22 protein-coding genes are annotated in these 23,292 nt (G+C 68.4%); 10 read left to right on the plus strand and 12 right to left on the minus strand.

All coding sequences use genetic code 11. The annotated features are described in order from the left end of the window. Positions 1 to 194: 194 nt before the first annotated feature. Together NHN26_RS15270 and NHN26_RS15275 are read left to right on the plus strand one after the other, a co-directional pair. Positions 195 to 1,409 (plus strand): acetyl-CoA C-acetyltransferase, encoded by a 1,215-nt coding sequence (locus tag NHN26_RS15270; RefSeq protein WP_253090223.1) that lies wholly within the window; start codon positions 195 to 197, stop codon positions 1,407 to 1,409. A gap of 11 nt (positions 1,410 to 1,420) precedes the next feature. Beyond that, complete coding sequence (locus NHN26_RS15275) at positions 1,421 to 3,607, plus strand: 3-hydroxyacyl-CoA dehydrogenase NAD-binding domain-containing protein (RefSeq protein ID WP_253090224.1); 2,187 nt, start codon at positions 1,421 to 1,423, stop codon at positions 3,605 to 3,607. On the opposite strand, the gene NHN26_RS15280 is transcribed toward NHN26_RS15275, so the two are convergent. Further along, positions 3,595 to 4,326 carry a Hint domain-containing protein gene (locus NHN26_RS15280; RefSeq protein ID WP_253090225.1) on the minus strand — a complete coding sequence of 244 codons (732 nt, stop codon included), beginning with the start codon at positions 4,324 to 4,326 and terminating at the stop codon, positions 3,595 to 3,597. The genes NHN26_RS15275 and NHN26_RS15280 overlap by 13 nt on opposite strands. A gap of 360 nt (positions 4,327 to 4,686) precedes the next feature. On the opposite strand from NHN26_RS15280, the gene NHN26_RS15285 reads away from it, so the two are divergent. Further along, the gene (locus NHN26_RS15285) at positions 4,687 to 6,312 is read left to right on the plus strand and encodes an AMP-binding protein (protein ID WP_253090226.1); all 1,626 of its coding nucleotides are present in this window, start codon (positions 4,687 to 4,689) and stop codon (positions 6,310 to 6,312) included. A gap of 73 nt (positions 6,313 to 6,385) precedes the next feature. After that, positions 6,386 to 7,402, plus strand: coding sequence for a hypothetical protein (locus NHN26_RS15290; protein ID WP_253090227.1), 1,017 nt, complete (start codon positions 6,386 to 6,388; stop codon positions 7,400 to 7,402). Positions 7,403 to 7,468: 66 nt separating this feature from the next. On the opposite strand, the gene NHN26_RS15295 is transcribed toward NHN26_RS15290, so the two are convergent. From NHN26_RS15295 to NHN26_RS15320, 6 genes are all read right to left on the minus strand, one after another. Continuing rightward, positions 7,469 to 7,954 carry a hypothetical protein gene (locus NHN26_RS15295; protein ID WP_253090228.1) on the minus strand — a complete coding sequence of 162 codons (486 nt, stop codon included), beginning with the start codon at positions 7,952 to 7,954 and terminating at the stop codon, positions 7,469 to 7,471. 66 nt (positions 7,955 to 8,020) lie between these two features. After that, positions 8,021 to 8,653: a uracil phosphoribosyltransferase gene (gene upp, locus NHN26_RS15300; protein ID WP_132696746.1), complete on the minus strand. Its 633-nt coding sequence runs from the start codon at positions 8,651 to 8,653 to the stop codon at positions 8,021 to 8,023. Continuing rightward, positions 8,646 to 9,638 carry an adenosine deaminase gene (locus NHN26_RS15305; RefSeq protein ID WP_253090229.1) on the minus strand — a complete coding sequence of 331 codons (993 nt, stop codon included), beginning with the start codon at positions 9,636 to 9,638 and terminating at the stop codon, positions 8,646 to 8,648. The genes upp and NHN26_RS15305 overlap by 8 nt, the downstream gene beginning before the upstream one ends. Continuing rightward, a complete protein-coding gene (locus NHN26_RS15310; protein WP_253090230.1) occupies positions 9,635 to 10,846 on the minus strand; it encodes a phosphopentomutase in 1,212 nt (403 codons plus the stop codon). The genes NHN26_RS15305 and NHN26_RS15310 overlap by 4 nt, the downstream gene beginning before the upstream one ends. Then, on the minus strand, positions 10,843 to 12,153 hold the full coding sequence (locus NHN26_RS15315; RefSeq protein WP_253090231.1) for a thymidine phosphorylase: 1,311 nt from the start codon (positions 12,151 to 12,153) through the stop codon (positions 10,843 to 10,845). The genes NHN26_RS15310 and NHN26_RS15315 overlap by 4 nt, the downstream gene beginning before the upstream one ends. After that, complete coding sequence (locus tag NHN26_RS15320) at positions 12,153 to 12,545, minus strand: cytidine deaminase (protein WP_253090232.1); 393 nt, start codon at positions 12,543 to 12,545, stop codon at positions 12,153 to 12,155. Before NHN26_RS15320 ends, NHN26_RS15315 begins: the two co-directional genes overlap by 1 nt. Positions 12,546 to 12,697: 152 nt before the next feature. Between NHN26_RS15320 and prpE the strand changes: the two genes are divergently transcribed. From prpE to NHN26_RS15335, 3 genes are all read left to right on the plus strand, one after another. Further along, the gene (gene prpE, locus NHN26_RS15325) at positions 12,698 to 14,593 is read left to right on the plus strand and encodes a propionate-CoA ligase PrpE (protein ID WP_253090233.1); all 1,896 of its coding nucleotides are present in this window, start codon (positions 12,698 to 12,700) and stop codon (positions 14,591 to 14,593) included. Positions 14,594 to 14,850: 257 nt separating this feature from the next. After that, on the plus strand, positions 14,851 to 16,314 hold the full coding sequence (locus NHN26_RS15330; RefSeq protein ID WP_253090234.1) for a response regulator: 1,464 nt from the start codon (positions 14,851 to 14,853) through the stop codon (positions 16,312 to 16,314). Next, positions 16,311 to 17,726 carry a sigma-54-dependent transcriptional regulator gene (locus tag NHN26_RS15335; protein ID WP_253090235.1) on the plus strand — a complete coding sequence of 472 codons (1,416 nt, stop codon included), beginning with the start codon at positions 16,311 to 16,313 and terminating at the stop codon, positions 17,724 to 17,726. Before NHN26_RS15330 ends, NHN26_RS15335 begins: the two co-directional genes overlap by 4 nt. Before the next feature lie 45 nt (positions 17,727 to 17,771). Here NHN26_RS15335 and NHN26_RS15340 read toward each other — a convergent pair whose 3' ends face one another. After that, positions 17,772 to 18,551, minus strand: a complete 780-nt coding sequence (locus tag NHN26_RS15340; protein WP_253090236.1) for an NAD kinase — start codon at positions 18,549 to 18,551, stop codon at positions 17,772 to 17,774. 169 nt (positions 18,552 to 18,720) lie between these two features. Here NHN26_RS15340 and glyA point away from each other — a divergent pair, with 169 nt between their 5' ends. Together glyA and NHN26_RS15350 are read left to right on the plus strand one after the other, a co-directional pair. Next, positions 18,721 to 20,016 (plus strand): serine hydroxymethyltransferase, encoded by a 1,296-nt coding sequence (gene glyA, locus NHN26_RS15345; protein ID WP_253090237.1) that lies wholly within the window; start codon positions 18,721 to 18,723, stop codon positions 20,014 to 20,016. Positions 20,017 to 20,125: 109 nt separating this feature from the next. After that, positions 20,126 to 20,920: an alpha/beta fold hydrolase gene (locus tag NHN26_RS15350; protein WP_253090238.1), complete on the plus strand. Its 795-nt coding sequence runs from the start codon at positions 20,126 to 20,128 to the stop codon at positions 20,918 to 20,920. On the opposite strand, the gene NHN26_RS15355 is transcribed toward NHN26_RS15350, so the two are convergent. The 3 genes from NHN26_RS15355 to NHN26_RS15365 form a co-directional block, all read right to left on the minus strand. Continuing rightward, a complete protein-coding gene (locus tag NHN26_RS15355; protein ID WP_253090239.1) occupies positions 20,904 to 21,368 on the minus strand; it encodes a cytochrome b in 465 nt (154 codons plus the stop codon). The two genes, NHN26_RS15350 and NHN26_RS15355, sit on opposite strands and share 17 nt — an antisense overlap. A 76-nt stretch (positions 21,369 to 21,444) precedes the next feature. Further along, entirely contained in the window at positions 21,445 to 21,621 is a 177-nt protein-coding gene (locus NHN26_RS15360) for a CTP synthetase (RefSeq protein WP_253090240.1), read from the minus strand. A gap of 83 nt (positions 21,622 to 21,704) precedes the next feature. Continuing rightward, positions 21,705 to 22,139 carry a DsrE family protein gene (locus NHN26_RS15365; protein WP_253090241.1) on the minus strand — a complete coding sequence of 145 codons (435 nt, stop codon included), beginning with the start codon at positions 22,137 to 22,139 and terminating at the stop codon, positions 21,705 to 21,707. 161 nt (positions 22,140 to 22,300) lie between these two features. Between NHN26_RS15365 and NHN26_RS15370 the strand changes: the two genes are divergently transcribed. Continuing rightward, positions 22,301 to 22,576 carry a hypothetical protein gene (locus NHN26_RS15370; protein ID WP_253090242.1) on the plus strand — a complete coding sequence of 92 codons (276 nt, stop codon included), beginning with the start codon at positions 22,301 to 22,303 and terminating at the stop codon, positions 22,574 to 22,576. A gap of 16 nt (positions 22,577 to 22,592) precedes the next feature. Here the strand turns inward: NHN26_RS15370 and NHN26_RS15375 are convergent, their stop codons facing one another. Then, on the minus strand, positions 22,593 to 22,841 hold the full coding sequence (locus NHN26_RS15375; RefSeq protein WP_253090243.1) for a hypothetical protein: 249 nt from the start codon (positions 22,839 to 22,841) through the stop codon (positions 22,593 to 22,595). Positions 22,842 to 23,292: the final 451 nt, after the last annotated feature.

Here is a 23,292-nt window from a genome sequence, read left to right on the forward strand (position 1 = left end):
GGCGTCGGGCGGGGGGTCTTCTCCTTGGGCGGTCATCGGCTCCCCAGCCTGTACCGCGACTCGCAGACTGGCGCGTTAACGTTAACGCCCGGTTACGGGGCGCGACCGGCTGTTTCTTCTTGGCGAAAATACCCCTGCAACGCCGCCGCCGGGCGCGACGCCGACCTTTTCTTCCCGACCGCGAGGATACCGACATGACCGATGCCTATATCTACGACGCGATCCGCACCCCCCGCGGCAAGGGGCGCAAGGATGGCAGCCTGCACGAGGTCACAGCGCTGCGCCTGTCCGCGCTGGTGCTGGATGCGCTTTCCGAGCGCAACGGACTGGATGGCGGCGCGGGCATTGAGGATGTGATCTGGGGCAACGCCACGCAGGTCGGCGAACAGGGCGGCTGCCTTGCGCGCAGCGCGGTGCTGGCCTCGCGGCTGGACGAACGCATTCCGGGCCTGTCGATCAACCGCTTCTGCGCGAGCGGGCTCGAGGCGGTGAACCTGGCGGCCAACCAGGTGCGGGCGGGTGCGGGCGCGGGCTATATCGCGGGCGGGGTCGAGACGATGGGCCGCGTCGCGATGGGCAGTGACGGGGCGGCGATTGCGGTCGATCCGAGCCTCGCGATGAAGGTCCATTTCGTGCCGCAGGGCATTTCGGCCGACATCATCGCCACCCAACACGGTTTCACCCGCGACCAGGCCGATGCGCTGGCCGTGGAAAGCCAGCGCCGCGCCGCGCGGTCCTGGGCCGAGGGGCGGTTCGACCGCTCGGTGATCCCGGTGCGGGACGTCAACGGGCTGACCATTCTCGCGCGCGACGAATATCTGCGTCCCGAAACCGACATGCAGACGCTGGGCGCGCTGAAACCTGCCTTCAAGGAGATGGGCGAGATGATGCCCGGCTTCGACCAGGTGGCGCTGATGAAATACCCGCATCTTGAACGGATCGAACATATCCACCATGCGGGCAATTCCTCGGGGATCGTCGATGGCGCGGCCGGGCTGTTGATCGGCAGCGCCGCGTTCGGGCAGGCGCATGGCTTGAAACCAAGGGCAAGAATCCGCGCGACGGCCAAGATCGGCACCGATCCGACGATCATGCTGACCGGCCCCGTGCCGGTGACCGAGAAGATCCTGGCCGATGCGAAGATGCAGATTTCCGATATCGACCTATTCGAGGTGAACGAGGCGTTCGCCGCTGTCGTCCTGCGCTTCATCCAGGCGTTCGAGGTCGATCCCGAGCGGGTCAATCCCTGCGGCGGGGCGATCGCGATGGGCCATCCGCTGGGGGCGACGGGGGCGATCATCCTGGGAACGCTGCTCGACGAGCTGGAGCGCAGCGACAAGGCGACCGGGCTTGCCACGCTTTGCGTTGCCAGCGGCATGGGTGCCGCAACGATCATCGAACGGGTCTGAAGGAGACTGGAATGGCTGAGTTTCACTACGCGGTGGATGCCGAGGGCGTGGCCAGCATCACCTGGGACGTGCCGGGGCGCAGCATGAATGTGATGAGCCTGGCCGGGTTCCAGGAGCTTGACACCCATATCGACGCCGCCCTTGCCGACCCCGCGGTAAAGGGCGTGGTCATCACCAGCGCCAAGAAGGATTTCGCGGGCGGGATGGATCTGAACGTCATCGCCCGAATGCGGGACGAGGCGGGCGACGACCCGGCGCGCGGCCTGTTCGAGGGCGTGATGGCGATGCATGGCGTGATGCGCAAGATCGAGCGTGCCGGCATGGACGAGCGCAACAAGGGCGGCAAGCCCATTGCCGCCGCGCTGCCGGGCACCGCGCTGGGGATCGGGCTGGAACTGCCGCTGGCCTGTCACCGCATCTTTGCCGCCGACAACCCCAAGGCGAAGATCGGGTTGCCCGAGATCATGGTCGGCATCTTCCCCGGGGCGGGGGGCACAACGCGGCTGGTGCGCAAGCTGGGCGCGATGGCCGCCGCGCCCTTCCTGCTGGAGGGCAAGCTGAGCGACCCGAAAAAGGCCAGGGCCGCGGGGCTGATCGACGAGGTGGTCGACGATCCGGTGGCGGCGGCGAAGGAATGGGTCCTGTCGGGGCCGTCCATCGTGAAACCCTGGGACGAGAAGGGCTACAAGATGCCCGGCGGCGCGCCCTACAGTCCTTCGGGCTTCATGACCTTCGTCGGCGCCAGCGCGATGGTCAACGGCAAGACCAAGGGGGTCTATCCGGCCGCCAGGGCGCTGCTGAGTGCGGTCTACGAGGGCGCGCTGGTGCCCTTCGACACCGCGTTGCAGATCGAGGCGCGGTGGTTCACGCATGTGCTGATGAACCCGTCCTCGGGCGCGATGATCCGCTCGCTCTTCATCAACAAGGAGGCGCTGGAAAAGGGTGCGGTGCGGCCTTCCGACATCCCCGATCAAAGCGTTCGAAAGCTGGGCGTGATCGGCGCGGGGATGATGGGGGCGGGCATCGCGCTGGTGGCCGCACAGGCGGGCATCGAGGTGGTGCTGGTCGACCAGTCGCAAGAGGCCGCCGACAAGGGCCGCGCCTATACCGAATCCTACATGGACAAGGGCATCGCGCGCGGCAAGGCGAATGCCGACAAGAAGGCCGAGATCATGGGGCGGATCACCGCGACCACGGATTATTCTGCGCTTTCCGGTGCCGATCTGGTGATCGAGGCGGTGTTCGAAGACCCCGCGATCAAGGCCGAGGTGACGAAACGGGTGCAGGCAGCGGTGGGCGAGACTTGCACGATTGCAACAAATACCTCGACCCTGCCGATCAGCGATCTGGCGCGCGCCGCCGACCGGCAGGACGCGTTCATCGGCATCCATTTCTTCAGCCCGGTCGAGAAGATGGCACTGGTCGAGATCATCAAGGGGCGCGAAACCGGCGAGCGGGCCGTGGCGCGGGCTCTGGATTTCGTGCGCCAGATCCGCAAGACGCCCATCGTGGTGAACGATGCCCGCTTCTTCTACGCCAATCGCTGCATCATCCCCTATATCAACGAGGGCATCCGCATGGTCGGCGAGGGCATCGCCCCCGCGCTGGTCGAGAATGCAGCGAAACTGGTGGGGATGCCGCTGGGGCCGCTGCAACTGGTGGACGAGACCTCGATCGACCTTGGCGTCAAGATCGCCAGGGCGACCCGCGCCGCGATGGGCGCGGCCTATCCGGACGGCGCGGTGGACGATGTGCTGTTCTGGCTGGCCGATCAGGGTCGGCTGGGGCGCAAGGCGGGAGCCGGATTCTATACCTATGATGCGGCGGGCAAGAGGACGGGGCTGTGGGAAGGACTCGACCATTACCCGCGCGCCGCGGATCAGCCGGAATTGTCCGAGGTGCAGCACCGGCTGCTTTTCGCGCAGGTGCTGGAGGCGGTGCGCGCATTGGAGGCGGGCGTTCTGACGGATATCCGCGAGGGCGATGTGGGCGCGATCCTGGGCTGGGGCTTTGCGCCGTGGTCGGGCGGGCCATTCTCGTGGCTGGACATGATCGGGGCGGGCCGCGCGGTCGCGATCTGCGACGATCTGGCCGCGCGCCATGGACCCCGCTTTGCGCCGCCCGACCTCCTGCGCGAGATGGCCGAGCGCGACGAGACCTTTTATGGCCGTTTCGGTCCGGCGGCTCAGGCGGCCTGACGCGGCGCGGGCGCGGAGGGCGGTTCGTCTGCCGGGGGCTGTTCTTCCAGCGCCTCGGCAAGCCGGCGCGCCTCGCGCGGGAAACGGGGGCGGGCATAGTCGCAATCGGCGGTCCTCTGCAACTCGCCCAGCCGGTTCAGCGGCACGGTCTCGCCCTCGCCCTGGGCGGGGCAGAACACCAGCGCCGCACCGTTGGCAAAGGCGATCTCGGGCCGGTCGAACAGCGGCACGATCACCTCCAGCGCCACGCCAAGCCGGGGCGCCACGCGTTCGATGCCCAGCGCGCCTTCGAGATAGCGCGCGGGTAGCAGCACGAAGGGATCGCCGTAAAGCTCTTCGGCCAGGTCGGATTCGACCATCACGCTTTGCTCGGTCAACAGCAGCAGCGGCGCGGAATTTCCCAGCACCCCCTCGGGCACCAGAAGCGGCCAGAGCGGTTGGGGACAGGGCGTCCAGCCGCGCCACAGGACCCCGCGCTGGACCGCACGCACCGGCCGCGAGCCGTTATCGAAGGTCAGCACCCGGTCGCCCGGGGCCAGCGCCTCGACCGCGCGCCAGCCGGTCGTGGTGGCGATCTCGGTCCCGGCGGCAAAGCCCGAGGCCAGCCCCGCGATTCCGGCGCCGGACAGGCCCCCACCCGGATGCGACCCGCCCGGGACAAGGGCGTCGTCAAAGCCCGAAGCGGGTTCGCACCCTTGATAATCGATCCTGAATTCCATTACCCGTTCCCCCGGAATGCTGCCGCCGTCCCTGCCTCGCCATGGACCGGGGTCATCGGTGCCGCCTGTTCGCCAACAGACCCTTACCCCCGGTCTTCGGACGCCAGTTCGACGCGATTGGGATGGCTTTGCGGCACCGCCGCCCGGGGCCTGCGCAATGGCGTGGCGCAGCCGGGGATCGCGGCCTGTCAAGGAACAGTTAACCATGATCCAGGCGCCGGGCTCGTCGCCCCTGCCCCACCCGGCCGGACGAGTCGCCGACCCCGCGGCGGTGCGAAAGGCGCGCGACAGCCCTTTTCAAAGCCGCGCGGCGGGGCCAAACTCCGCGCCGTCCAACGAAGCACCGGGAGGCAAGGAACCATGGGCTGGCTGTCCGACGAAACGGGTCTGGAAAAATGCGCGGCGAATTTCGTGCCGCTGACGCCATTGTCCTTCCTGAACCGCGCCGTGCAGGTCTGGCCCGACCGCGAGGCGCTGGTCTATGGCGCCCGCCGCTACACCTACCGGCAGTATCACGACCGCATCAGCCGGCTGGCCTCGGCCCTTGCCGCGATGGGGGTCAGGCCGGGCGACGTGGTGGCGACGCTCCTGCCCAACATCCCCGCCCAGGCCGAGGCGCATTTCGGCGTGCCCGCCTGCGGGGCGGTGCTGAACACGATCAACATCCGGCTCGATGCCAACACGGTCAGCTACATCCTTGACCATGGCGGGGCCAAGGTGCTGCTCTGCGATCCGCAATTCATCCCGCTGGCCGCCGCTGCCATCGAGGACATGGAGGGCGAACCGCCCGTCATCATCGAGGTGGCCGACGATGCCGCGGGCGTTCATGCGATCGGCGACTATCCCGAATACGAGGATATCCTGGCCAAGGCCGATCCCGATTTCGACTGGATCCTGCCGCAAGACGAGTGGGAGAGCCTCGCGCTGAACTACACCTCGGGCACCACCGGGCGGCCCAAGGGCGTCGTCTATCACCACCGCGGCGCCTATCTGAACGCGATGGGGCAGGTGATTTCCTGGCGCATGACGCTTTACCCGAAATACCTGACCATCGTGCCGCTGTTCCATTGCAACGGCTGGTGCCACACCTGGATGATGCCGCTGATCGGCGGCACGGTCGTGTGCTGCCGCGACATCACCGCCAAGGCGATCTTCGACGCCATCGCTGACGAGGGCGTGACCCATTTCGGCGGCGCGCCGATCGTGCTGAACATGATCGTGAATGCCCGGGACGAGGACCGGCGCGACTTCGGCCACATCGTCGAGGTCTTCACCGCGGGCGCCCCCCCTGCCCCGGTCACGCTGGCCCGGATCGAGCCGATGGGCTTCAACATCACCCATGTCTACGGGCTGACGGAAACCTATGGTCCGGCGACCGAATGCACCTGGGACGCCAAATGGGACCATTTGCAGGGCGACGACCGCGCGGCCGTCAAGGCACGCCAGGGCGTGGCAATGCCCTTCATGGAGCCGGTGCAGGTCTGGGACGAAAAGCACCAGCCGGTGCAGATGGACGGGCAGACCCAGGGCGAGATCGTGTTCCGCGGCAATGGCGTGATGAAGGGCTATCTGAAGAACCCGCGCGCCACGCGCGAGGCGTTCCAGGGCGGCTATTTCCACTCGGGCGACCTGGCGATGCACCATCCCGACAGTTACCTGCAGATCGCCGACCGCGCCAAGGACATCATCATCTCGGGCGGCGAGAATGTCAGTTCGGTCGAGGTCGAGGGCGTGCTGATGCGCCATCCCGACGTCCTGCTGTGCGCCGTGGTAGCCAAACCGGACGAGAAATGGGGCGAAGTGCCCTGCGCCTTTGTCGAGCTGAAGGACGGCCATAGCGTCGACGAGGCCACGCTGATCGCCTTTGCCCGCGACCAGCTTGCGGGCTTCAAGACGCCCAAACGGATCGTGTTCCGCGAATTGCCCAAGACCTCGACCGGCAAGATCCAGAAGTTCGAGCTGCGCAAGCTGGCGGCAGGGTTGTGAGATTGTCGCCCGCGCCGCACCCGGCTATCTGTGGGTGCAGGTTCAGGCAACGGACAGGCACGGTCGGCCGCCCATGACGGCGCTCAAGCGGTATCAACGGCTGGAAAGCCCCGGCATCTGGCGCGAACATGCCGGGGCGCAGCGGCGCAACGTGATCCTGTCCTTTGGCGACGCCTCGCTCGTGGTCTCCGATACCGCCGAACGGGTGCTGACCCACTGGTCGCTGGCCGCGCTGGACCGGCTGAACCCGGGCGAGACGCCCGCGCTTTACGCGCCCGACACCGACAGCGACGAGACGCTGGAGGTGGACGAACCGTTGATGATCGAGGCGCTGGAAACGGTGCGGGCGGCGGTGACGCGGAACCGGCCGCATCCCGGTCGGCTGCGGTTGACGATCTTCGCCGCCATCGCCGCCGGGATCGTGGGACTGGGCGCCTTCTGGCTGCCGGGGGCGCTGGTGCGGCACACGGTCTCGGTGGTGCCGCCACAGGTCCGCGCCGAGATCGGGCGCGACCTGCTGGACCGGGTCACCCGTGTCGCGGGCCAGCCCTGCGCGCGGCCGGGCGGGGCGCGCGCGCTCGACCGGCTGGCCGAGCGGCTCTTGCCCGGCAGCGGCGCCCGGGTCGTCGTCCTGCCCTCGGGGATGCCGCGAGCGGCGCATCTGCCGGGCCGGATCATCCTGCTGAACCGCGCCCTGGTCGAGGACCATGACGATCCCGCCGCGGTCGCGGGCTTCATCCTGGCCGAATCCGCCCGCGCCGCGCGCGCCGATCCGCTGGCCGTGCTGCTGAAGGAGGCAGGCGTTCTGGCAACCTTCCGCCTGCTGACCAGCGGCCACCTGACCGAACGCGCCCTGGAGCGGCATGCCCGCACCATCCTGACCGCGCCGCCCCTGCCGCTGCCCGACGACGCGCTGATCGACCGGTTTGCCCGCGCGAATGTGCCGTCCGGCCCCTATGCCTATGCGCTCGACATCTCGGGCGAACGCGTGCTGGGCCTGATCGAGGCGGATCCGATGCGCGGCAAGCTGGCACCGCCGCTCATCTCGGATGGCGACTGGGTGCAGCTTCAGGCGATCTGCGGCGGCTGAGGCATCCCCGGAAAGTGAAACGCCCCGTCCGGGGACGGGGCGTTCCGGTTTTGCTGCTCGATCGTCTTACTTGCGATATTCGAGGTCGTGAAAGCCTGCATGCGCCAGTCGTGCTTCGGCCCGGGCCAGCGCCGCGGGGTCGTCGAAGGGACCGGCATAGATCACCTCGACGGGCCGCCCGCCGCGCCGGCCGATGCCCCGGCTGACCGGAAATCCCATGTCCCGAAGCAGGCGGACGGTCGGCCGCGCCGTCTCGGACGTGTCATAGATGCCAAGGCGCAGGAAACGCGGCGCCGTGGGCGGGGCCAGCCGCATGGGCACCTGGTCGGTCCAGACGCCCGCCATCTGCGCATCGCCCTGCGCCGTGCGCGGCCCGCGATGGGGATTCAGCCGGTCGTCCTGCCAGACCGCGCGATAGCCGGACGGAACCCGGACCGGAACGGACCGGGGCGTTGCCTCGAACACCCCGGCGCCCTTGGCCAGAGCCGGCAAGGATGACGCGCCCAGTCCCGCAATCGCGAGGAAGATGCAGAGTCCGGCGCGACGTCCCATGTCATAACTCCACAAGATATTGGTTAATCATGACAGAACAACCACAACGTGTAAAGGGGATTCCGCTCATCTGGTGCCGAACATCCGGTCGCCCGCATCCCCTAGTCCGGGAACGATATATCCGTGCTCGTTCAGGCATTCGTCCACCGCCGCCGTGACGATGGGCACATCCGGATGCGCCTGCCCCATCCGCGCCACGCCCTCGGGCGCGGCCAGCAGGCACATGAAGCGGATATTGTTCGCCCCCGACGCCTTGAGCAGATCGACCGCCGCGGCCGAGGAATTGCCGGTGGCCAGCATCGGGTCCAGCACGATCACCAGCCGGTCTTTCAGATCGGTCGGCACCTTGTAGTAATATTGCACCGGCTGAAGTGTCTTCTCGTCGCGGTAAAGCCCGACATAGCCCACCCGCGCCGAGGGCACCAGTTCCAGCACCCCGTCCAACAGCCCGTTGCCCGCCCGCAGGATCGAGACCAGCGCCAGCTTCTTGCCCGCCAGAACCGGGGCGTCCATCTCGCAAAGCGGCGTCTCGATGCGGCGGGTGGTCATTTCCAGTTCGCGGGTGATCTCGTAGGCCAGCAACTGGCTGATCTCGCGCAGAAGCTGGCGGAAGACGGCGGTGGGCGTGTCCTTGTCGCGCATCAGCGTCAGCTTGTGCTGCACCAGCGGGTGTTTGACGACGGTCAGATGCTCATACATCGGCGGGCTCCAGTTTCTTGGCGATCGCGGCGCGGGTGTCAGCGTCGCAGAAGGCGGCGTCCAGCGCCACCCGGTTGATCTGTGCGAAAACGTCCTCGTCCCAGCCGAAGGCATCGGCAAGCCGGTCATATTCGCGGGTCATGCTGGTGCGGAAGAAGGGCGGGTCGTCGGTCGAGACGGTGACCTTGACCCCCGCCGCGCGCAGTCGCTCGATCGGATGAGACCGCCAGTCGGGGTAGAGCCCCAGCGCGATGTTCGACCCCGGGCAGATTTCCAGCACGATGCCGGTTTCGACCAGATGCTCGACCAGCGCGGGATCCTCGATGGCGCGCACGCCATGGCCGATGCGGTCCACCCGCAGATCGGCCAGCGCGTCCCGCACCGATTGTGGCCCGCCCCATTCGCCCGCATGCGCCGTCAGCCCCAGCCCCGCCTCGCGCGCCATGTCGAAGGCATACGCAAAGTCGCGCGGATGGCCTGCGGTTTCGTCGCCCGCGATGCCAAAGCCGACGATGAACGGACCTGCGGTTTCGGCAGCGCACAGGGCGGTCTGGCGGGCCTTGTCGGGGCCGAAATGGCGGATGCAGGTGACGATGCCGCGCAGCGTGATGCCCTGTGTCGCCTCCGCCTGTGCGGCGGCTTCCTCGATGGCATGCAGGTATTCGCGCCAGGCTGTCAGGTCGCGCCCGCCGCAGAAATCGGGCGAGAGGAAGGTTTCCAGGTAGACCACGCCCTGACCGGCGGCCTCCTCCAGCACGGCGGCGGTCAGGCGGGCGTAATCGTCGGGGCCTTGCAGCACCGAGGTCGCGGCCTCGTAGACGTCGAGAAACTGGGGAAAATCCCGGTAGGAATAGCCGCCATCGGGGGCAAAAATGCGCGAAATGTCCAGGTGCCGGGCATGCGCCATGTCGCGGATCAGCGCGGGCGGCGCGGCCCCTTCCAGGTGGTGATGCAGTTCGATCCTGGGCAGGGCGGTCAGGCTCACAGGAAACTCCGTCCCGGCCCTTGCGCGGGCACGTCCAGATGCGCGGCGATGCTGGCCGCGACATCGGCAAAGGCGACAAGGCCGACCGCGCGGGGACCAAGCCCGGCCCCCAGCACCGGCACGCGCTCGCGGGTATGGTCGGTGCCGGGCCAGGTCGGGTCGTTGCCATGGTCGGCGGTGATCAGGATCAGGTCGCCCGGCCGCATCCGGGCGAAGACGCGGGGCAGTTGCGCGTCGAACCATTCCAGCGCGCGGGCATAGCCCGCAACGTCCCGCCTGTGGCCATAAAGGCTGTCGAACTCGACGAAATTGGTGAATGTCAGGCTGCCCTCGGGGGCCTCGTCCATCAGCGCGACCCAATGCTCCATCAGCTCGGCATCGCTGCCCTTGCGCAGCTCGTCGATGCCGCGCATCGAAAAGATGTCGCCGATCTTGCCGATGGCCTGCACCCGCCGCCCCGCCCCCTGCACCCAGTCGCAGAGCGTGGGCGCGGGCGGGGCGATGGCGTAGTCGTGGCGGTTCTGCGTGCGGGTGAAGCCGGTTTCGGGGCTGCCGACAAAGGGGCGCGCGATCACCCGCCCCACCCGCATCGCATGCAGGCGGGGCGCGATCGCCTCGCAAAGCCGCAACAGCCGGTCAAGACCGAAGGCCTGTTCATGGGCGGCGATCTGGAACACGCTGTCGGCCGAGGTGTAGAGGATCGGCCAGCCGGTCCGAAGATGTTCCTCGCCCAGTTGCGCAACGATCTCGGTGCCCGAGGCGTGGCAATTGCCCAGCGTGCCCTCCGTCCCGGCCAATCGACGCATCTCGGCCAGCAGGGCTTCGGGGAAGGCTGGCAGCTCGCGCGGGAAATAATGCCAGTCCCAAGGCACCGGCACGCCCGCCAGTTCCCAATGCCCCGACGGCGTGTCCTTGCCGGGCGAACTTTCGGTCGCCGCGCCCCACAGCCCCTGCGGCGCGGCGCCCAGCCCCGGAGGGGTTTCGCCGCTGGCCAGCCGGATCGCGGCGCCAAGGCCCAGATTGTCGAGATTGTGCAAGTTCATTGGGCCTCTTCGACCGGTATCGGCGGCGCCTGCGGCACAGGCATGTGCGATATGTGCAAGCGTGTTCGCACCTGTATCCGGTATTCCCTCGCTGAAGAAGGCGCCCGCATCGGGTGCCCCGCCGCAGCCCACGGAATCGATCACCACCAGAAAGGCGCGTGTCACCGCATTATCCTCTGATGCACCAGCGGCGGGATCTCGGGCACGCTGTCGCCCAGCCGGAAGGCCGCCAGAACGGCTCTTGCCGCCGCCTCGGCATCCTCCTCGCAGGAGGCATGAACCAGCGCCAATGGCTGGCCCGCGCCGATATCCTCGCCCAGCCCGGCGATCTCGGACAGCCCGACCGAGGGGTTGATCCGGTCGCCCTCGCGCCGCCGCCCGCCGCCCAGCGCGACGACCGCCAGACCCAGCGCCTCGCCGTCGATGGCCTGCACGATGCCGCCCTCGTTATCCACCACTTCCTGGATCACGGGCGAGGCGGGCAGGCGGTCGGGCCAGCGTTCGACGAAATCCAGCGGCCCGCCGAGTTCCGCGACCATCTCGCCGAATTTCAGCGCGGCCTCGCCCGATTCCAGCGCCTGCGCGATCCGCCCGGAACCGTCCGCCGCATCATGCGCCAGCCCGCCCAGCGCCAGCACCTCGCCACCCAGCGCGCAGGTGATGTCCCACAGCGCGGGCGTGATGCCGGTCCCGGTCAGCGTCTCCATCACCTCGATGACTTCCAGCGCATTGCCCGCGGCGCCGACCAGCGGCTGCGACATGTCGGTGATCAGCGCCGTCGTCATGCAGCCCGCGCCCTGTGCCGTCGAGACCAGCGCGCGGGCCAGTTCCTCGGCCTCGTCCAGCGTCTTCATGAAGGCGCCCGAGCCGACCTTGACATCGAGCACCAGCGCCTCCAGCCCGGCGGCCAGCTTCTTGGACAGGATCGAGGCGGTGATCAGGTCGATGCTCTCGACCGTGGCGGACACGTCGCGCACCGCGTAAAGTCGGCGGTCGGCGGGTGCGATATCGGCCGAGGCCCCGACGATGGCACAGCCGATCTCGGCGGTGATCGACTTCAGTTGCGAAATGCCGATCTGCGTGCGGTAGCCGGGGATCGCCTCCAGCTTGTCCAGCGTGCCGCCCGTGTGCCCCAGCCCGCGGCCCGAAATCATCGGCACGAAGGCCCCGCAGGCCGCAAGCGCGGGCGCAAGGACCAGCGACACGCAATCGCCGATGCCGCCCGAGGAATGCTTGTCCAGCACGGGGCCGGGCAGGTCCCAGTCCAGCACCTTGCCGCTGTCGCGCATCGCGCGCGTCAGCCCGACGCGTTCGGGCGTGGTCAGACCGTTCAGCAGCACCGCCATGGCAAAGGCGCCCGCCTGCGCATCGGTGACCCCGCCGCTGGCCAGCCCCCGGGCGAACCAGCCCAGTTCGTCTTCGGACAGCGGTGCGCCGTCGCGCGCCTTGGCGATGATGCCGCGCGCATCCATCAACGCCGACCCATCTGGGCGACCGAGAAGGCGCCGGGCAGCAATTCGCCCACGGTCATCACAAGCGTCTCTCCCGCCAGCGTGGCCATGGTCACGGGGACATCCGGCGCGGCGAATTCGGCCAGTTTCTGGCGGCAGCCGCCGCAGGGGGTGACGGGGGCGGGGCCGTCCGCGATCACCGCCACCTCGACGATCTCGCGACAGCCCGCGGCCACCATCGCGGCGATCGCGCCCGCCTCGGCGCATGTGCCCTCGGGCGAGGCGATATTCTCCACGTTGCAGCCCGCGTAGATCGCCCCGTCGGCCCCGCGGATCGCCGCGCCCACCTTGAATCGCGAATAGGGGGCGTGGGCGTTTTCGCGCACCGCGCGGGCAGCGGATATCAGCGGCATAGGGCTCTCCTTCGCCGCCAATCTGCGGCGGCCCCGCCGGGGATGCAAGAGCACATCCCCGCCCCTCGGCCGGGACTGCGCGGGTTTGGATCTTGCGCAGCCGCGCCTGCCTGCGTAACAGAATTTCGCACACCAAATGAGGGACAGCGATCATGGGCTATGCCGCGCTTTACGAGGGCTGGAAGAGCGATCCGGAAGGCTTCTGGATGCAGGCCGCCGAGGCCATCGACTGGGTGAAGAAGCCCAGCAAGGCGCTGTTCGACGAGAACGCCCCGAACTACGAGTGGTTCGTGGACGGCATGGTCAACACCTGCTGGAACGCGGTGGACCGGCATGTGGAAAACGGCCGCGGCGACCAGGTGGCGATCATCTATGACAGCCCGGTGACCGGCACGCGGAAGTCGATCTCCTATGTCATGCTGCGCAACCGCGTCGCCCAACTGGCCGGCGCCCTGCGCGCCAAGGGCGTCGAAAAGGGCGACCGGGTCATCATCTACATGCCGATGATTCCCGAGGCGCTGGAGGCGATGCTGGCCTGTTCCCGCCTGGGCGCGATCCATTCGGTGGTCTTCGGCGGCTTCGCCGCGCATGAACTCGCCGTGCGGATCGACGATGCCAAGCCGAAATGCATCATCGCCGCCAGTTGCGGGATCGAACCGGGCCGCATCGTGCATTACAAGCCGCTGCTCGACGGCGCGTTGGAGCAGTCCACCCACCAGCCCGATTTCTGCGTGATCTTCCAGCGCGAGCAGGAAGTGGCGCAACTGAAAGAGGGGCGCGACGTCAACTGGCACGGCTTCCAGTATGGTGTGCAGCCCGCCGAATGCGTGCCGGTCGAGGGCAACCACCCGGCCTATATCCTTTACACCTCGGGCACCACGGGCCAGCCCAAGGGCGTCGTGCGGCCGACCGCCGGGCATCTGGTGGCGCTGAACTGGACGATGAAGAACATCTACGATGTCGATCCCGGCGACGTGTTCTGGGCGGCCTCGGACGTGGGCTGGGTCGTGGGCCACAGCTATATCTGCTACGCGCCGCTGATCCACGGCAACACCACCGTCGTCTTCGAGGGCAAGCCCATCGGCACGCCCGATGCGGGCACGTTCTGGCGGGTGATCTCGGAACACAAGGTCAAGAGCTTCTTCACCGCGCCGACCGCCTTCCGCGCGATCAAGCGGTCGGACCCGAATGGCGAATTCGTCAACAAGTACGACCTGACCGGGTTGCGAGCGCTGTTCCTGGCGGGTGAACGCGCCGATCCCGACACGATCAAATGGGCCCAGCGCATGCTGGGCGTGCCGGTGATCGACCATTGGTGGCAGACCGAAACCGGTTGGGCCATCGCGGGCAACCCGCTGGGCATCGAGAAGCTTCCCGTGAAGATCGGCAGCCCCTCGGTCGCGATGCCGGGCTTCGACGTGCATGTTCTGGACGAGGGCGGGCACGAGGTCGCGCCGGGCACGCTGGGCGCCATCGCGATCAAGCTGCCCTTGCCCCCCGGAACGCTGCCGACGCTGTGGAACGCGCCCGAACGGTTCCACAAATCCTATCTCAGCCATTTCCCCGGCTATTACGAAACCGGCGATGCGGGCTACAAGGACGAGGACGGCTATCTCTACATCATGGCGCGCACCGACGATGTCATCAACGTGGCCGGGCACCGCCTGTCCACCGGCGCGATGGAGGAGGTTCTGGCCAGCCACCCGGACGTTGCCGAATGCGCGGTGATCGGCGTGGCCGACGAGTTGAAGGGGCAATTGCCGCTGGGTTTCCTGTGCCTGACCTCGGGGGTGACCCGTGACCATGGCGAGATCGTCAAGGAATGCGTCAACCTGGTGCGCGACCAGATCGGTCCGGTCGCGGCGTTCAAGCTCGCTGTGGTGGTGGACCGGCTGCCCAAGACGCGCTCGGGCAAGATCCTGCGCGGGACGATGTGCAAGATCGCCGACGGGCAGGAATTCAAGATGCCCGCCACCATCGACGACCCCGCGATCCTCGATGAGATCGCCCAGGCGCTGCGGGTCCTGGGCTATCCCCAGGCCGCCTGAGCCGCCCGGAAGACGGCCCATTCCGGTGCGCGCCGCGCCGACATGGGCCGACCGGTGCCGACCTGCCTTATTAGACAGGTTGGTCCGGTCCCGGGCGGCGGCTAGACTGAGGCGATGCAACCTTTACGAGTGCTCCCATGGTTAGCCTGCCTGTTCCGGATGCAGCGGCCGCGGTGACGGACATGCCGGGGACGCGGCGGGCCGGGACGGGGATGCAAGGGGATGAAGGGGCGCAATCCCCGCGCAACCGTGCTGCCATGCTGGGCCACGACATACGCGCCGCGATCTCCGATATTCTCGGCGGGCTTGCGCTTGCCGACCTGTCCGTGCTCGACCCCACTTCCAGACTGCAACTTCAACGTGTGCAAAGCTCCGCCGAGCAGCTGGTGCGGCTGACCGACGAGACGCTGGCCCTGGTCACCGGGGACGACTCGCCCCGGGCCGATCCGCCGGTGCAGACCAGCCTCGGCCCTTTCCTCGACCGGATCGCGGCGCGATGGCATGCCCATGCCGGTGCGCGTGGGCTGGGCTTCTGCCTGGACCGGGCCGATGACCTGCCCACCGCGATCGGCACCGATCCCGCCGCGCTGGAGCGGATCCTGTCCAACATGATCGCCAACGCGGTGAAATACAGCCCCGTCGGAGAGGTGCGGCTGCGCGTGCATCTGGGCCCGCAAGAGGCGCTCTGCCTGCGCGTGCGCGACACCGGCCCCGGCTTTTCCGAGGCGGCGATGGCGCGGCTTTTTGATTTCGCCGGCCGGCCCGAGGACAGCGGCCAGCCCGGCACCGGGCTGGGCCTGCATATCGTGCGTGACCTCGCCCAGCGCATCCGCGGCCAGATCCAGGTGGCGAACGCGGCCGAGGGCGGCGCCGAGGTCTCGCTGATCCTGCCGCGCCGGGCCTGGGCGCCGGGGATCGAGGCACCGTCGGCGGCGGCGGACCTGCCCGATCTGGGCGGTTGCTCCGTGCTGGTGGCCGAGGACAACCCCACCAACCGGCTTCTGGTGCAGCAGATGCTGGAAACGCTGGGCGCCGAGGTCACGCTGGTCGAGGATGGCGAGGAAGCGGCCGAGGCGCTGGCCGACCGCCGCTTCGATCTGGTGCTGGTCGATATCGAGATGCCGCGGCTGTCGGGGATCGACGTGATCCGCCGGTTGCGCGCGGCCGAGGGCGATGGACCGGCCTCGCCGGTTCTGGCGATCACCGCCTTCGTGCTGTCGGCGAACCGCGACCAGATCTATGACGCAGGCGCCGACGGGATCCTTGCCAAGCCGATCCTCAGCCTCGACGCGTTCGGCGAGGCGATTGCCCGGGTGCTGACGAAACGCACCGCCCCCCTGTCCGGAACGACGACGGGCGTGCCCTTCGACCCTGTCCATCTCGACCGGCTGCTGGCGCTGGCGGGCCCCGAGGACGGGCGCGAATTGCTGCGCCGGATGCGCGAGGATTTCGGCACGGTCAAGGGCGGTCTTGCCGAGGGGCAGGCACGCGGCGACCTGGCGCTGATCCGGTCGCGGACCCATGTGCTGATCTCGCTGGCCGGCGCGCTGGGGAATGTCGCGCTGCAGGCCGAGGCCGAGGCGCTGAACGCCGCCGCCCTGACCCAGGACCGGGCAACGGTCGCGGGCCTTCTGCCGCGGGTGATGCAGGCGGTCGATGCGCTGCGCACCGCGATCGGCGGCGAGCTTGACACCCGTTTCGCAGCGGAGGCCGCCGGATGAAGCCGCCCTTGCTGCTGATCGAGGACACGCCCTCGCTGCAGATGGTCTACGAGTCGGTGCTGCGCGGTGCGGGCCATGCGGTGGTCTCGGCCCCGACGGCGGCCGAGGGGCTGGAGCGGTTCCGCGAGCTGCGCCCGGCGGTGGTGCTGCTGGACCTGATGCTGCCCGACCGGCCCGGACAGGCGGTGCTGCAGGACATCCTCGCCGCCGCGCCCGAGACGCGGGTGATCGTCATCACCGCCAATGGCTCGATCAACCGCGCGGTCGAGGCGATGCGCGCGGGGGCCTATGAATTCCTGCTCAAGCCCTTCAACGAACAGCGTTTTCTTCACGCCGTGGAAACGGCGCTGGCCGAGCGGTCGGCCAATGGCGGCACCAGCCCGCCCGCCCCTCGCCAGGGCGATGGCGCGGCCGCCGAGTTCGTGGGCAGTTCGCCCCAGATGCAGGCGGTCTATGGCCGGATCGCCTCGGTGGCGCGCTCGATGGCGACGGTGTTCATCACCGGCGAAAGCGGCACCGGCAAGGAGATCTGCGCCCAGGCGGTGCATGCCGCCTCCTCCCGCGCGACCGGTCCCTTCGTGCCGCTGAATTGCGCCGCGATCCCGCGCGACCTGCTGGAATCCGAGGTGTTCGGCCATCTCAAGGGCGCCTTCACCGGGGCGCTGGCCGACAAGCCGGGCGCCGCGGCCGTGGCCGATGGCGGCACGCTGTTTCTGGACGAGATCTGCGAGATGGACTCGGCGCTGCAGACCAAGCTGTTGCGCTTCCTGCAGACATCGACGATCCAGCCGATCGGCGCAGCCCATCCCCGCAAGGTGAATGTGCGCATCGTCTGCGCCACCAACCGCGACCCGCTGGACGAGGTCCATCGCGGCCGCTTTCGCGAAGACCTTTACTACCGGCTGCATGTGGTTCCGATCCACCTGCCCCCCCTGCGCGAACGCGGCGAGGACGTGATCGAGATCGGCCAGGCGGCACTGGCGCGGCTCTCGGCCGAGGAAGGGCGGCGCTTCACCGGGCTCGCCCCCGAGGTCGCGGCGCTGTTCCGCCGCCTGCCCTGGCCCGGCAATGTGCGCCAGTTGCTGAACGTGCTGCGCCATGCGGTCGTGCTGCATGACGCGCCCGAGGTCACGCTGGACATGCTGCCCGCCGCGCTGCAACAGGACGGCGAACACCAGCCCGACCGCACGGCATTGCAGGCGCAGGACGATCATCCGGCGCTGGCCGTCGACGACCTGGTCGGGCGCACGCTGGCCGAGATCGAACAGATCGTGATCGAGCAGACCATCGCCCGCGAAGGCGGCTCGCTGCCGCGGGCGGCGCGGGTGCTGGACGTCTCGCCCTCGACCCTCTACCGCAAGCGCGAGGCATGGGGCCGCAGGGATGGCTCCGTCGAAGACCAGGAGTTCTAGGAAGAAATCGCAGCAAAGCCCTTGTTCAAGGACTTGCGCCTGGCTTCAGAGGAATTGCTCGCGGATCAGCCGTTCCTCCAGCCCGTGGCCCGGATCGAACAGGATTCGGTGCGAGATGGCGGGTTCCGACCGGATCTCGACCGCTGTCACCACCCCCGCCCCCCGGCTGTCGCCTTCGGCCATCACCGGGCGCTTCTCGGGTTCCAGCACCTCGATCCGCACCCCCGCGGTCTTGGGGAGCAACGCGCCGCGCCAGCGCCGCGGACGGAACGGCGCGACCGCGGTCAGCGCCAGCACATCCGAGCCGATTGGCAGGATCGGGCCATGGGCGGAATAGTTGTAGGCCGTCGAGCCCGCGGGCGTCGCCACCAGCGCGCCGTCGCAGACCAGTTCCTCCAGCCTCAGCTTGCCATCCACCACGATGCGCAGCTTGGCCGCCTGCGGTCCCGCGCGCAGCAGGCTGACCTCGTTGATCGCCAGCGCCTCGACCAGACTGCCATCGGGCCGCGTCGCCTGCATCCGCAGCGGATGGATGACCTCCTCTTCCGCCGCGGCCAGCCGTTCGATCAACCCCGCCTCGCGATAGGCGTTCATCAGAAAGCCGATCGTGCCGCAATTCATGCCATAGACCGGCGCGGGCAGATCCTGCGTGGCGTGCAGCGTCTGCAACATGAAGCCGTCGCCGCCCAGCGCCACGATCACCTCGGCCTGATCGACGGGCACCTGGCCATAGCGCGCCACCAGCGCGTCCAGCGCGCCCTCGGCGCGGGCCGTCTCGCTGGCCAGAAAGGCGATCTTCGGTCCGGGGCTGGGTGCTGGCGCCATCTTTCGACCGCCCTTTCGCGACATTACGCGTTGTGATCGCCCAGCGGGTCGCGAATGGCAAGACCGACGAAAGGACCGGCCCGGCCACGCCATTTGTGACTTTCTTGGCGGCACGGGTTCGGCTAGAACCTCTGCCACGCCGCCACGGGCCGCAGAGGGAGACGCCAGGATGAATGCACCGCACCAGAACGACGGCTTTTTCACCGAGACGCTTGCCAGCCGCGACCCCGAGATCGCCCATGCCATCGGGCTGGAACTCGGCCGCCAGCGCGACGAGATCGAGCTGATCGCCTCGGAAAACATCGTCAGCCGCGCCGTGCTCGAAGCGCAGGGCTCGGTGATGACCAACAAATATGCCGAGGGCTATCCCGGGCGGCGCTATTACGGCGGCTGCCAGTTCGTCGACATCGCCGAAAGCCTCGCGATCGAGCGCGCCTGCAAGCTGTTCGACGTGGCCTTCGCCAACGTGCAGCCGAACTCGGGGTCGCAGGCCAACCAGGGCGTCTTCACCGCGCTGCTGAAACCCGGCGACACGATCCTGGGCATGAGCCTCGACGCGGGCGGCCACCTGACCCATGGCGCCGCGCCCAACCAGTCGGGCAAGTGGTTCAACGCCGTGCAATACGGCGTGCGCCAATCCGACCTGCTGCCCGATTACGACCAGATCGAGGCGCTGGCGAAAGAGCACAAGCCGCAGATGATCATCGCCGGCGGCTCGGCGATCCCGCGCATCCTCGATTTCGCCCGCTTCCGCGAGATCGCCGACATGGTGGGGGCCTATCTGCTGGTCGACATGGCCCATTTCGCGGGACTGGTCGCGGCGGGCCTCTACCCCTCGCCCTTCCCGCATGCCCATGTGGCGACCACGACCACGCACAAGACCCTGCGCGGGCCGCGCGGCGGCATGATCCTGACGAATGACGAGGCGCTGTCGAAGAAGTTCAACTCGGCGATCTTCCCCGGCATCCAGGGCGGGCCGCTGATGCATGTGATCGCGGGCAAGGCGGTGGCCTTCGGCGAGGCGCTGCAACCGGGCTTCAAGCTCTACCAGGAACAGGTCATCAGGAACGCCAAGGCGATGGGTGCCGCGCTGATGGAGGGCGGGCTCGACCTCGTGACGGGCGGCACCGACAGCCATGTGCTGCTGGTCGATCTGCGGCCCAAGGGGGTCAAGGGCAACGCTACCGAAAAGGCGCTGGGCCGCGCCCATATCACCTGCAACAAGAACGGCATCCCGTTCGACACGGAAAAGCCCACGATCACCAGCGGCATCCGGCTGGGCAGCCCGGCGGGCACCACGCGCGGCTTCGGCGAGACCGAGTTCGCCCAGATCGGCCGCTGGATCACCGAGGTGGTGGACGGGCTGGCCGCCAATGGCGAAGAGGGCAATGCCGCGGTCGAGGACAAGGTCAAGGCCGAGGTCGCCGCGCTCTGCGCCCGCTTCCCGATCTATCCCGGGCTCTGATCCCCGCCCGCATCAAGGGGGGCTTCGGCCCCCCTTTTCGCGCGCCCTTGCCTTCTTCTTGGTCCAAATACCCAAAAACGGGGCCGCAGGCCCCGCCCCCCGGACGGACATGCTAGCGACCCGGATCCACGGCCAGCCCGGCGCCACACCCCCCCTTCTGATCGCGCATGGCCTGTTCGGCTCGGCGCGGAACTGGGGGGTGATCGCGAAACGGCTGTCGGACAGCCGCCAGGTGATCGCCGTCGACATGCGCAACCACGGCGACAGCCCCTGGGCGTCCGGCCACCGCTATGCCGATCTCGCCGCCGATCTGGCCGAGGTGATCGCCGCCCATGGCGGGCGGGCGGATATGCTGGGCCATTCGATGGGGGGCAAGGCGGCGATGGTGCTGGCGCTGACCCGGCCTGCGCTGGTCAACCGGCTGGTGGTGGCCGATATCGCGCCAGTCGCCTATGGCCACAGCCAGAACCACCTGATCGCGGCAATGCGGGGGCTGGAGCTGGCGGGCCTCACGCATCGGGGCAATGCCGACGCCGCGCTGTCCGCGCGGATCGCCGATCCGGGGGTGCGTGCCTTCCTGCTGCAATCGCTCGACCTCAAGGCCCGGCCGCCCGTCTGGCGGTTGAACCTCGACGTGCTGGAGGCCGAGATGGACCGGATCACCGGATGGCCCGAGGAGATCGCAGGCCGATTCGACGGCCCCGCCCTGTTCCTGTCCGGCGCGACCTCAGACTATGTCCGCCCCGAACATCGCGACCGGATCAAGGCGCTGTTCCCCGCCGCCCGCTTCGCCAGGATCCCCGGCGCGGGCCATTGGCTGCATGCCGAGAAGCCGCGCGAATTCGAGGCGGCGGTCCGGGCCTTTCTCGACGCCCAGATGACGGGGCCTAGTCGACCGGCTTGACCATCCGGGTCATGGTGCCGTCCTTCCTGACGAAATGCGCCACCAGCGCCGCGACCACATGCAGCACGATCAGCACGAACAGCGCCACCCGCAGGACCGAATGCACCCCGCCCGCCCAGGCCGCGCCCTGCGACCAGGCGACCATCCCCGAGATCGGCAACAGCAGCATCAGCAGGTAGAACAGCCCATGGGTCACCCGCGCCACCATCACCTGCGCGGGCGAATGGCCCGGGGCGGGCGCGGGCACCCCATGCAGGAAGCGCAGCCCGATCCGCCAGAAGGCCAGCAGCAGGATCGCAAGCCCCGCGACGATATGGACCGTGACGCCCAGGGTGAAGCTCTGCACCCCCGTCTCCAGCAGGTCCCCGAACGCGCTGGACATCCCCCCGTTGAACAGGAACTGCACCGCGACAAGACCCACAACCGCCCAATGCAGGCGGATCTGCATGCGCGAATAGCCCGAAGCCGACATGCCTAGCCCTCCGATGATCGAACCGAGATCCGACCGCCGGACCGCCCGGCAGTCAGTAGATGGCCTGCGCCACCTTCCACGAGACGGGCAGCGCGAGAACGAACCCCACCGCCGCGGCGGCGAGGATAGGAACCGTCGTGCCGTATCCCGCCACCAGGACGGCGACGATGCCGACGCCCATCAGGGTAGCCGAAATGAGCAGAAACAGGACTGCGGCGAGCCGAAGCATGCGGGGCCTCCCGGTCTGGAATTGAACCAGTCCCAAGCAAAACCCGCCTGCCCCGGCCCGACCTTGATCCAGCGCAATCCGCGTCAGAATGACCAGATGCGCGTGGTCCGATCCAGCAGGGCCTCGGCCATGGCGGGCGGCTCGGCCACGCCCACGCCCTCGATCAGCGCCGAGGCGTCGGCGCCCTTGCCGGGCAGGTAGATCGCGCAGACCTCGACCGTCGCGCCCTTTGCGATCGCCGCCTTCAGCAGGCCCTGCGGGCTGGCGCCGCGCGGCGGTTGCGGGGCGGTCGCGGTCTCGGGCGCCTCGGCAAGCGCGATGTCGCCGCCCGGGCCGCACAGCAGGATGCGCGTCGGCACGCCGCGGTCGATGGCCTGGTTGGTCAGCACCATGCTCATCAGCTGGGTCTGCGCGTCGCCATCGGTGACGACCGCCACCAGCGACGCCGCGTCCTCGGCCATGGCGGCACTGGCGGTCATCATGAGCGCGACGGCGGTCGCCTTGAACGTCCTGGTCATCGGGATCTCCCTCCGGTTGGATCTGTTTCGATGCCCACAGCCTAGCCCATCCTCCCCGGCGGTTATGTGACTTGTGCACAAAGCCGCGCCGGGCGGGCGGATTGGCAAGCGTCCGGGAGCGCTGCCGTGCTATTATGGCGCGACCGGAGGGAGGGGGCGCCATGATCACGCTGGACGATATCGAGGATTTCACCGACCTGACCCGCGAGGAAATCGCGGCCATCGCCGAGTACGAGCATATCCCCGAGGCGGATGCCACCTTGCTGGCGGATTACCTGATGCATGCCCATCATGGGCCGCAGAAGGTGCTGGCGATGATCAGCGCGGATATCCGCGCGGCGCTGCATGGCGACGATCTGCCCCATGCCCGCGCGCTTTATGCGGTGCTGCACCGTTTCGTCGCGGATCACCCGGACGCGGTGCGGGGGGCGGAGTAGCGCCCCCCCGTTGGTCTCAGACTTCCGGGGCGTTGGGGCCGGGGATGCCGCCCAGGCGCGGGCGGTCGGCCTGCCAGAACGGATCGTTCTCCTTGATCCGGCGCGAGACGATGAAGGCCGCGGGCCAGGCCAGCACGCAGCCGATGCCCGCGCCGATGCCGACCGCGGTCCAGCTGTAGAAGCCCAGCGAGAACAGCACGATGACGATGAAACCGGTGATGACGGCCCCGGTGACGGGGGTGAGCATGATGCTCAGACGATCCATGGAGACCTCCCTTGGTTCTTTGGGTTGCGGAAGGGATACGTGCGTCAGGATGCCGCGGATCACTCGGGCGGGATAACGAGGGCGTGAGGCCCGTAGGGTGGGTGCACCCCACCATGCGCGGTCCGGGGGTGGTGAGGTGGTGGGTTGGCACCCACCCTACGCTTAGTGCCGACGGCAGTGCGCTGTGCAGAGGGCAGCGCCCGGCCCGAGGGGTGGGCGAAAAGCGCCCGCCCCGTGGGGGCGAGTCGGGCGCTGCCCGGTGGTTCCCACAGGCCGGGAGGTGGGTGAGTGAAGGGGGGAGACGCGCGAATGGACTTTATCTAACTGTCCCATCCCGGACGATCACATAGACCCTCGCCGCTCTGCGCTCTTCATGGCAAGATCGTTGCTGGGTGAGGTTCGGGACGCGGGGCGAGGATGCTGATTTCTCTTCACAAGCAGGCGACGACAA

It is taken from the genome of Rhodovulum tesquicola, from assembly GCF_024128855.1.
GTDB classification, from domain to species: domain Bacteria; phylum Pseudomonadota; class Alphaproteobacteria; order Rhodobacterales; family Rhodobacteraceae; genus Rhodovulum; species Rhodovulum tesquicola.

What these genes read in the sequence shown, in the direction of transcription:
- NHN26_RS15335 (WP_253090235.1), top strand. Translation starts at nt 16,311, where the DNA reads ATGAAGCCGCCCTTGCTGCTGATCGAGGACACGCCCTCGCTGCAGATG.
- NHN26_RS15290 (WP_253090227.1), top strand. Translation starts at nt 6,386, where the DNA reads ATGACGGCGCTCAAGCGGTATCAACGGCTGGAAAGCCCCGGCATCTGG.
- prpE (WP_253090233.1), top strand. Translation starts at nt 12,698, where the DNA reads ATGGGCTATGCCGCGCTTTACGAGGGCTGGAAGAGCGATCCGGAAGGC.
- NHN26_RS15355 (WP_253090239.1), bottom strand. Translation starts at nt 21,368, where the DNA reads ATGCAGATCCGCCTGCATTGGGCGGTTGTGGGTCTTGTCGCGGTGCAG.
- NHN26_RS15350 (WP_253090238.1), top strand. Translation starts at nt 20,126, where the DNA reads ATGCTAGCGACCCGGATCCACGGCCAGCCCGGCGCCACACCCCCCCTT.
- upp (WP_132696746.1), bottom strand. Translation starts at nt 8,653, where the DNA reads ATGTATGAGCATCTGACCGTCGTCAAACACCCGCTGGTGCAGCACAAG.
- NHN26_RS15315 (WP_253090231.1), bottom strand. Translation starts at nt 12,153, where the DNA reads ATGGATGCGCGCGGCATCATCGCCAAGGCGCGCGACGGCGCACCGCTG.
- NHN26_RS15275 (WP_253090224.1), top strand. Translation starts at nt 1,421, where the DNA reads ATGGCTGAGTTTCACTACGCGGTGGATGCCGAGGGCGTGGCCAGCATC.
- NHN26_RS15320 (WP_253090232.1), bottom strand. Translation starts at nt 12,545, where the DNA reads ATGCCGCTGATATCCGCTGCCCGCGCGGTGCGCGAAAACGCCCACGCC.
- NHN26_RS15360 (WP_253090240.1), bottom strand. Translation starts at nt 21,621, where the DNA reads ATGCTTCGGCTCGCCGCAGTCCTGTTTCTGCTCATTTCGGCTACCCTG.
- NHN26_RS15340 (WP_253090236.1), bottom strand. Translation starts at nt 18,551, where the DNA reads ATGGCGCCAGCACCCAGCCCCGGACCGAAGATCGCCTTTCTGGCCAGC.
- NHN26_RS15280 (WP_253090225.1), bottom strand. Translation starts at nt 4,326, where the DNA reads ATGGAATTCAGGATCGATTATCAAGGGTGCGAACCCGCTTCGGGCTTT.
- NHN26_RS15370 (WP_253090242.1), top strand. Translation starts at nt 22,301, where the DNA reads ATGATCACGCTGGACGATATCGAGGATTTCACCGACCTGACCCGCGAG.
- NHN26_RS15285 (WP_253090226.1), top strand. Translation starts at nt 4,687, where the DNA reads ATGGGCTGGCTGTCCGACGAAACGGGTCTGGAAAAATGCGCGGCGAAT.
- NHN26_RS15330 (WP_253090234.1), top strand. Translation starts at nt 14,851, where the DNA reads ATGCTGGGCCACGACATACGCGCCGCGATCTCCGATATTCTCGGCGGG.
- NHN26_RS15375 (WP_253090243.1), bottom strand. Translation starts at nt 22,841, where the DNA reads ATGGATCGTCTGAGCATCATGCTCACCCCCGTCACCGGGGCCGTCATC.
- NHN26_RS15295 (WP_253090228.1), bottom strand. Translation starts at nt 7,954, where the DNA reads ATGGGACGTCGCGCCGGACTCTGCATCTTCCTCGCGATTGCGGGACTG.
- NHN26_RS15365 (WP_253090241.1), bottom strand. Translation starts at nt 22,139, where the DNA reads ATGACCAGGACGTTCAAGGCGACCGCCGTCGCGCTCATGATGACCGCC.
- glyA (WP_253090237.1), top strand. Translation starts at nt 18,721, where the DNA reads ATGAATGCACCGCACCAGAACGACGGCTTTTTCACCGAGACGCTTGCC.
- NHN26_RS15270 (WP_253090223.1), top strand. Translation starts at nt 195, where the DNA reads ATGACCGATGCCTATATCTACGACGCGATCCGCACCCCCCGCGGCAAG.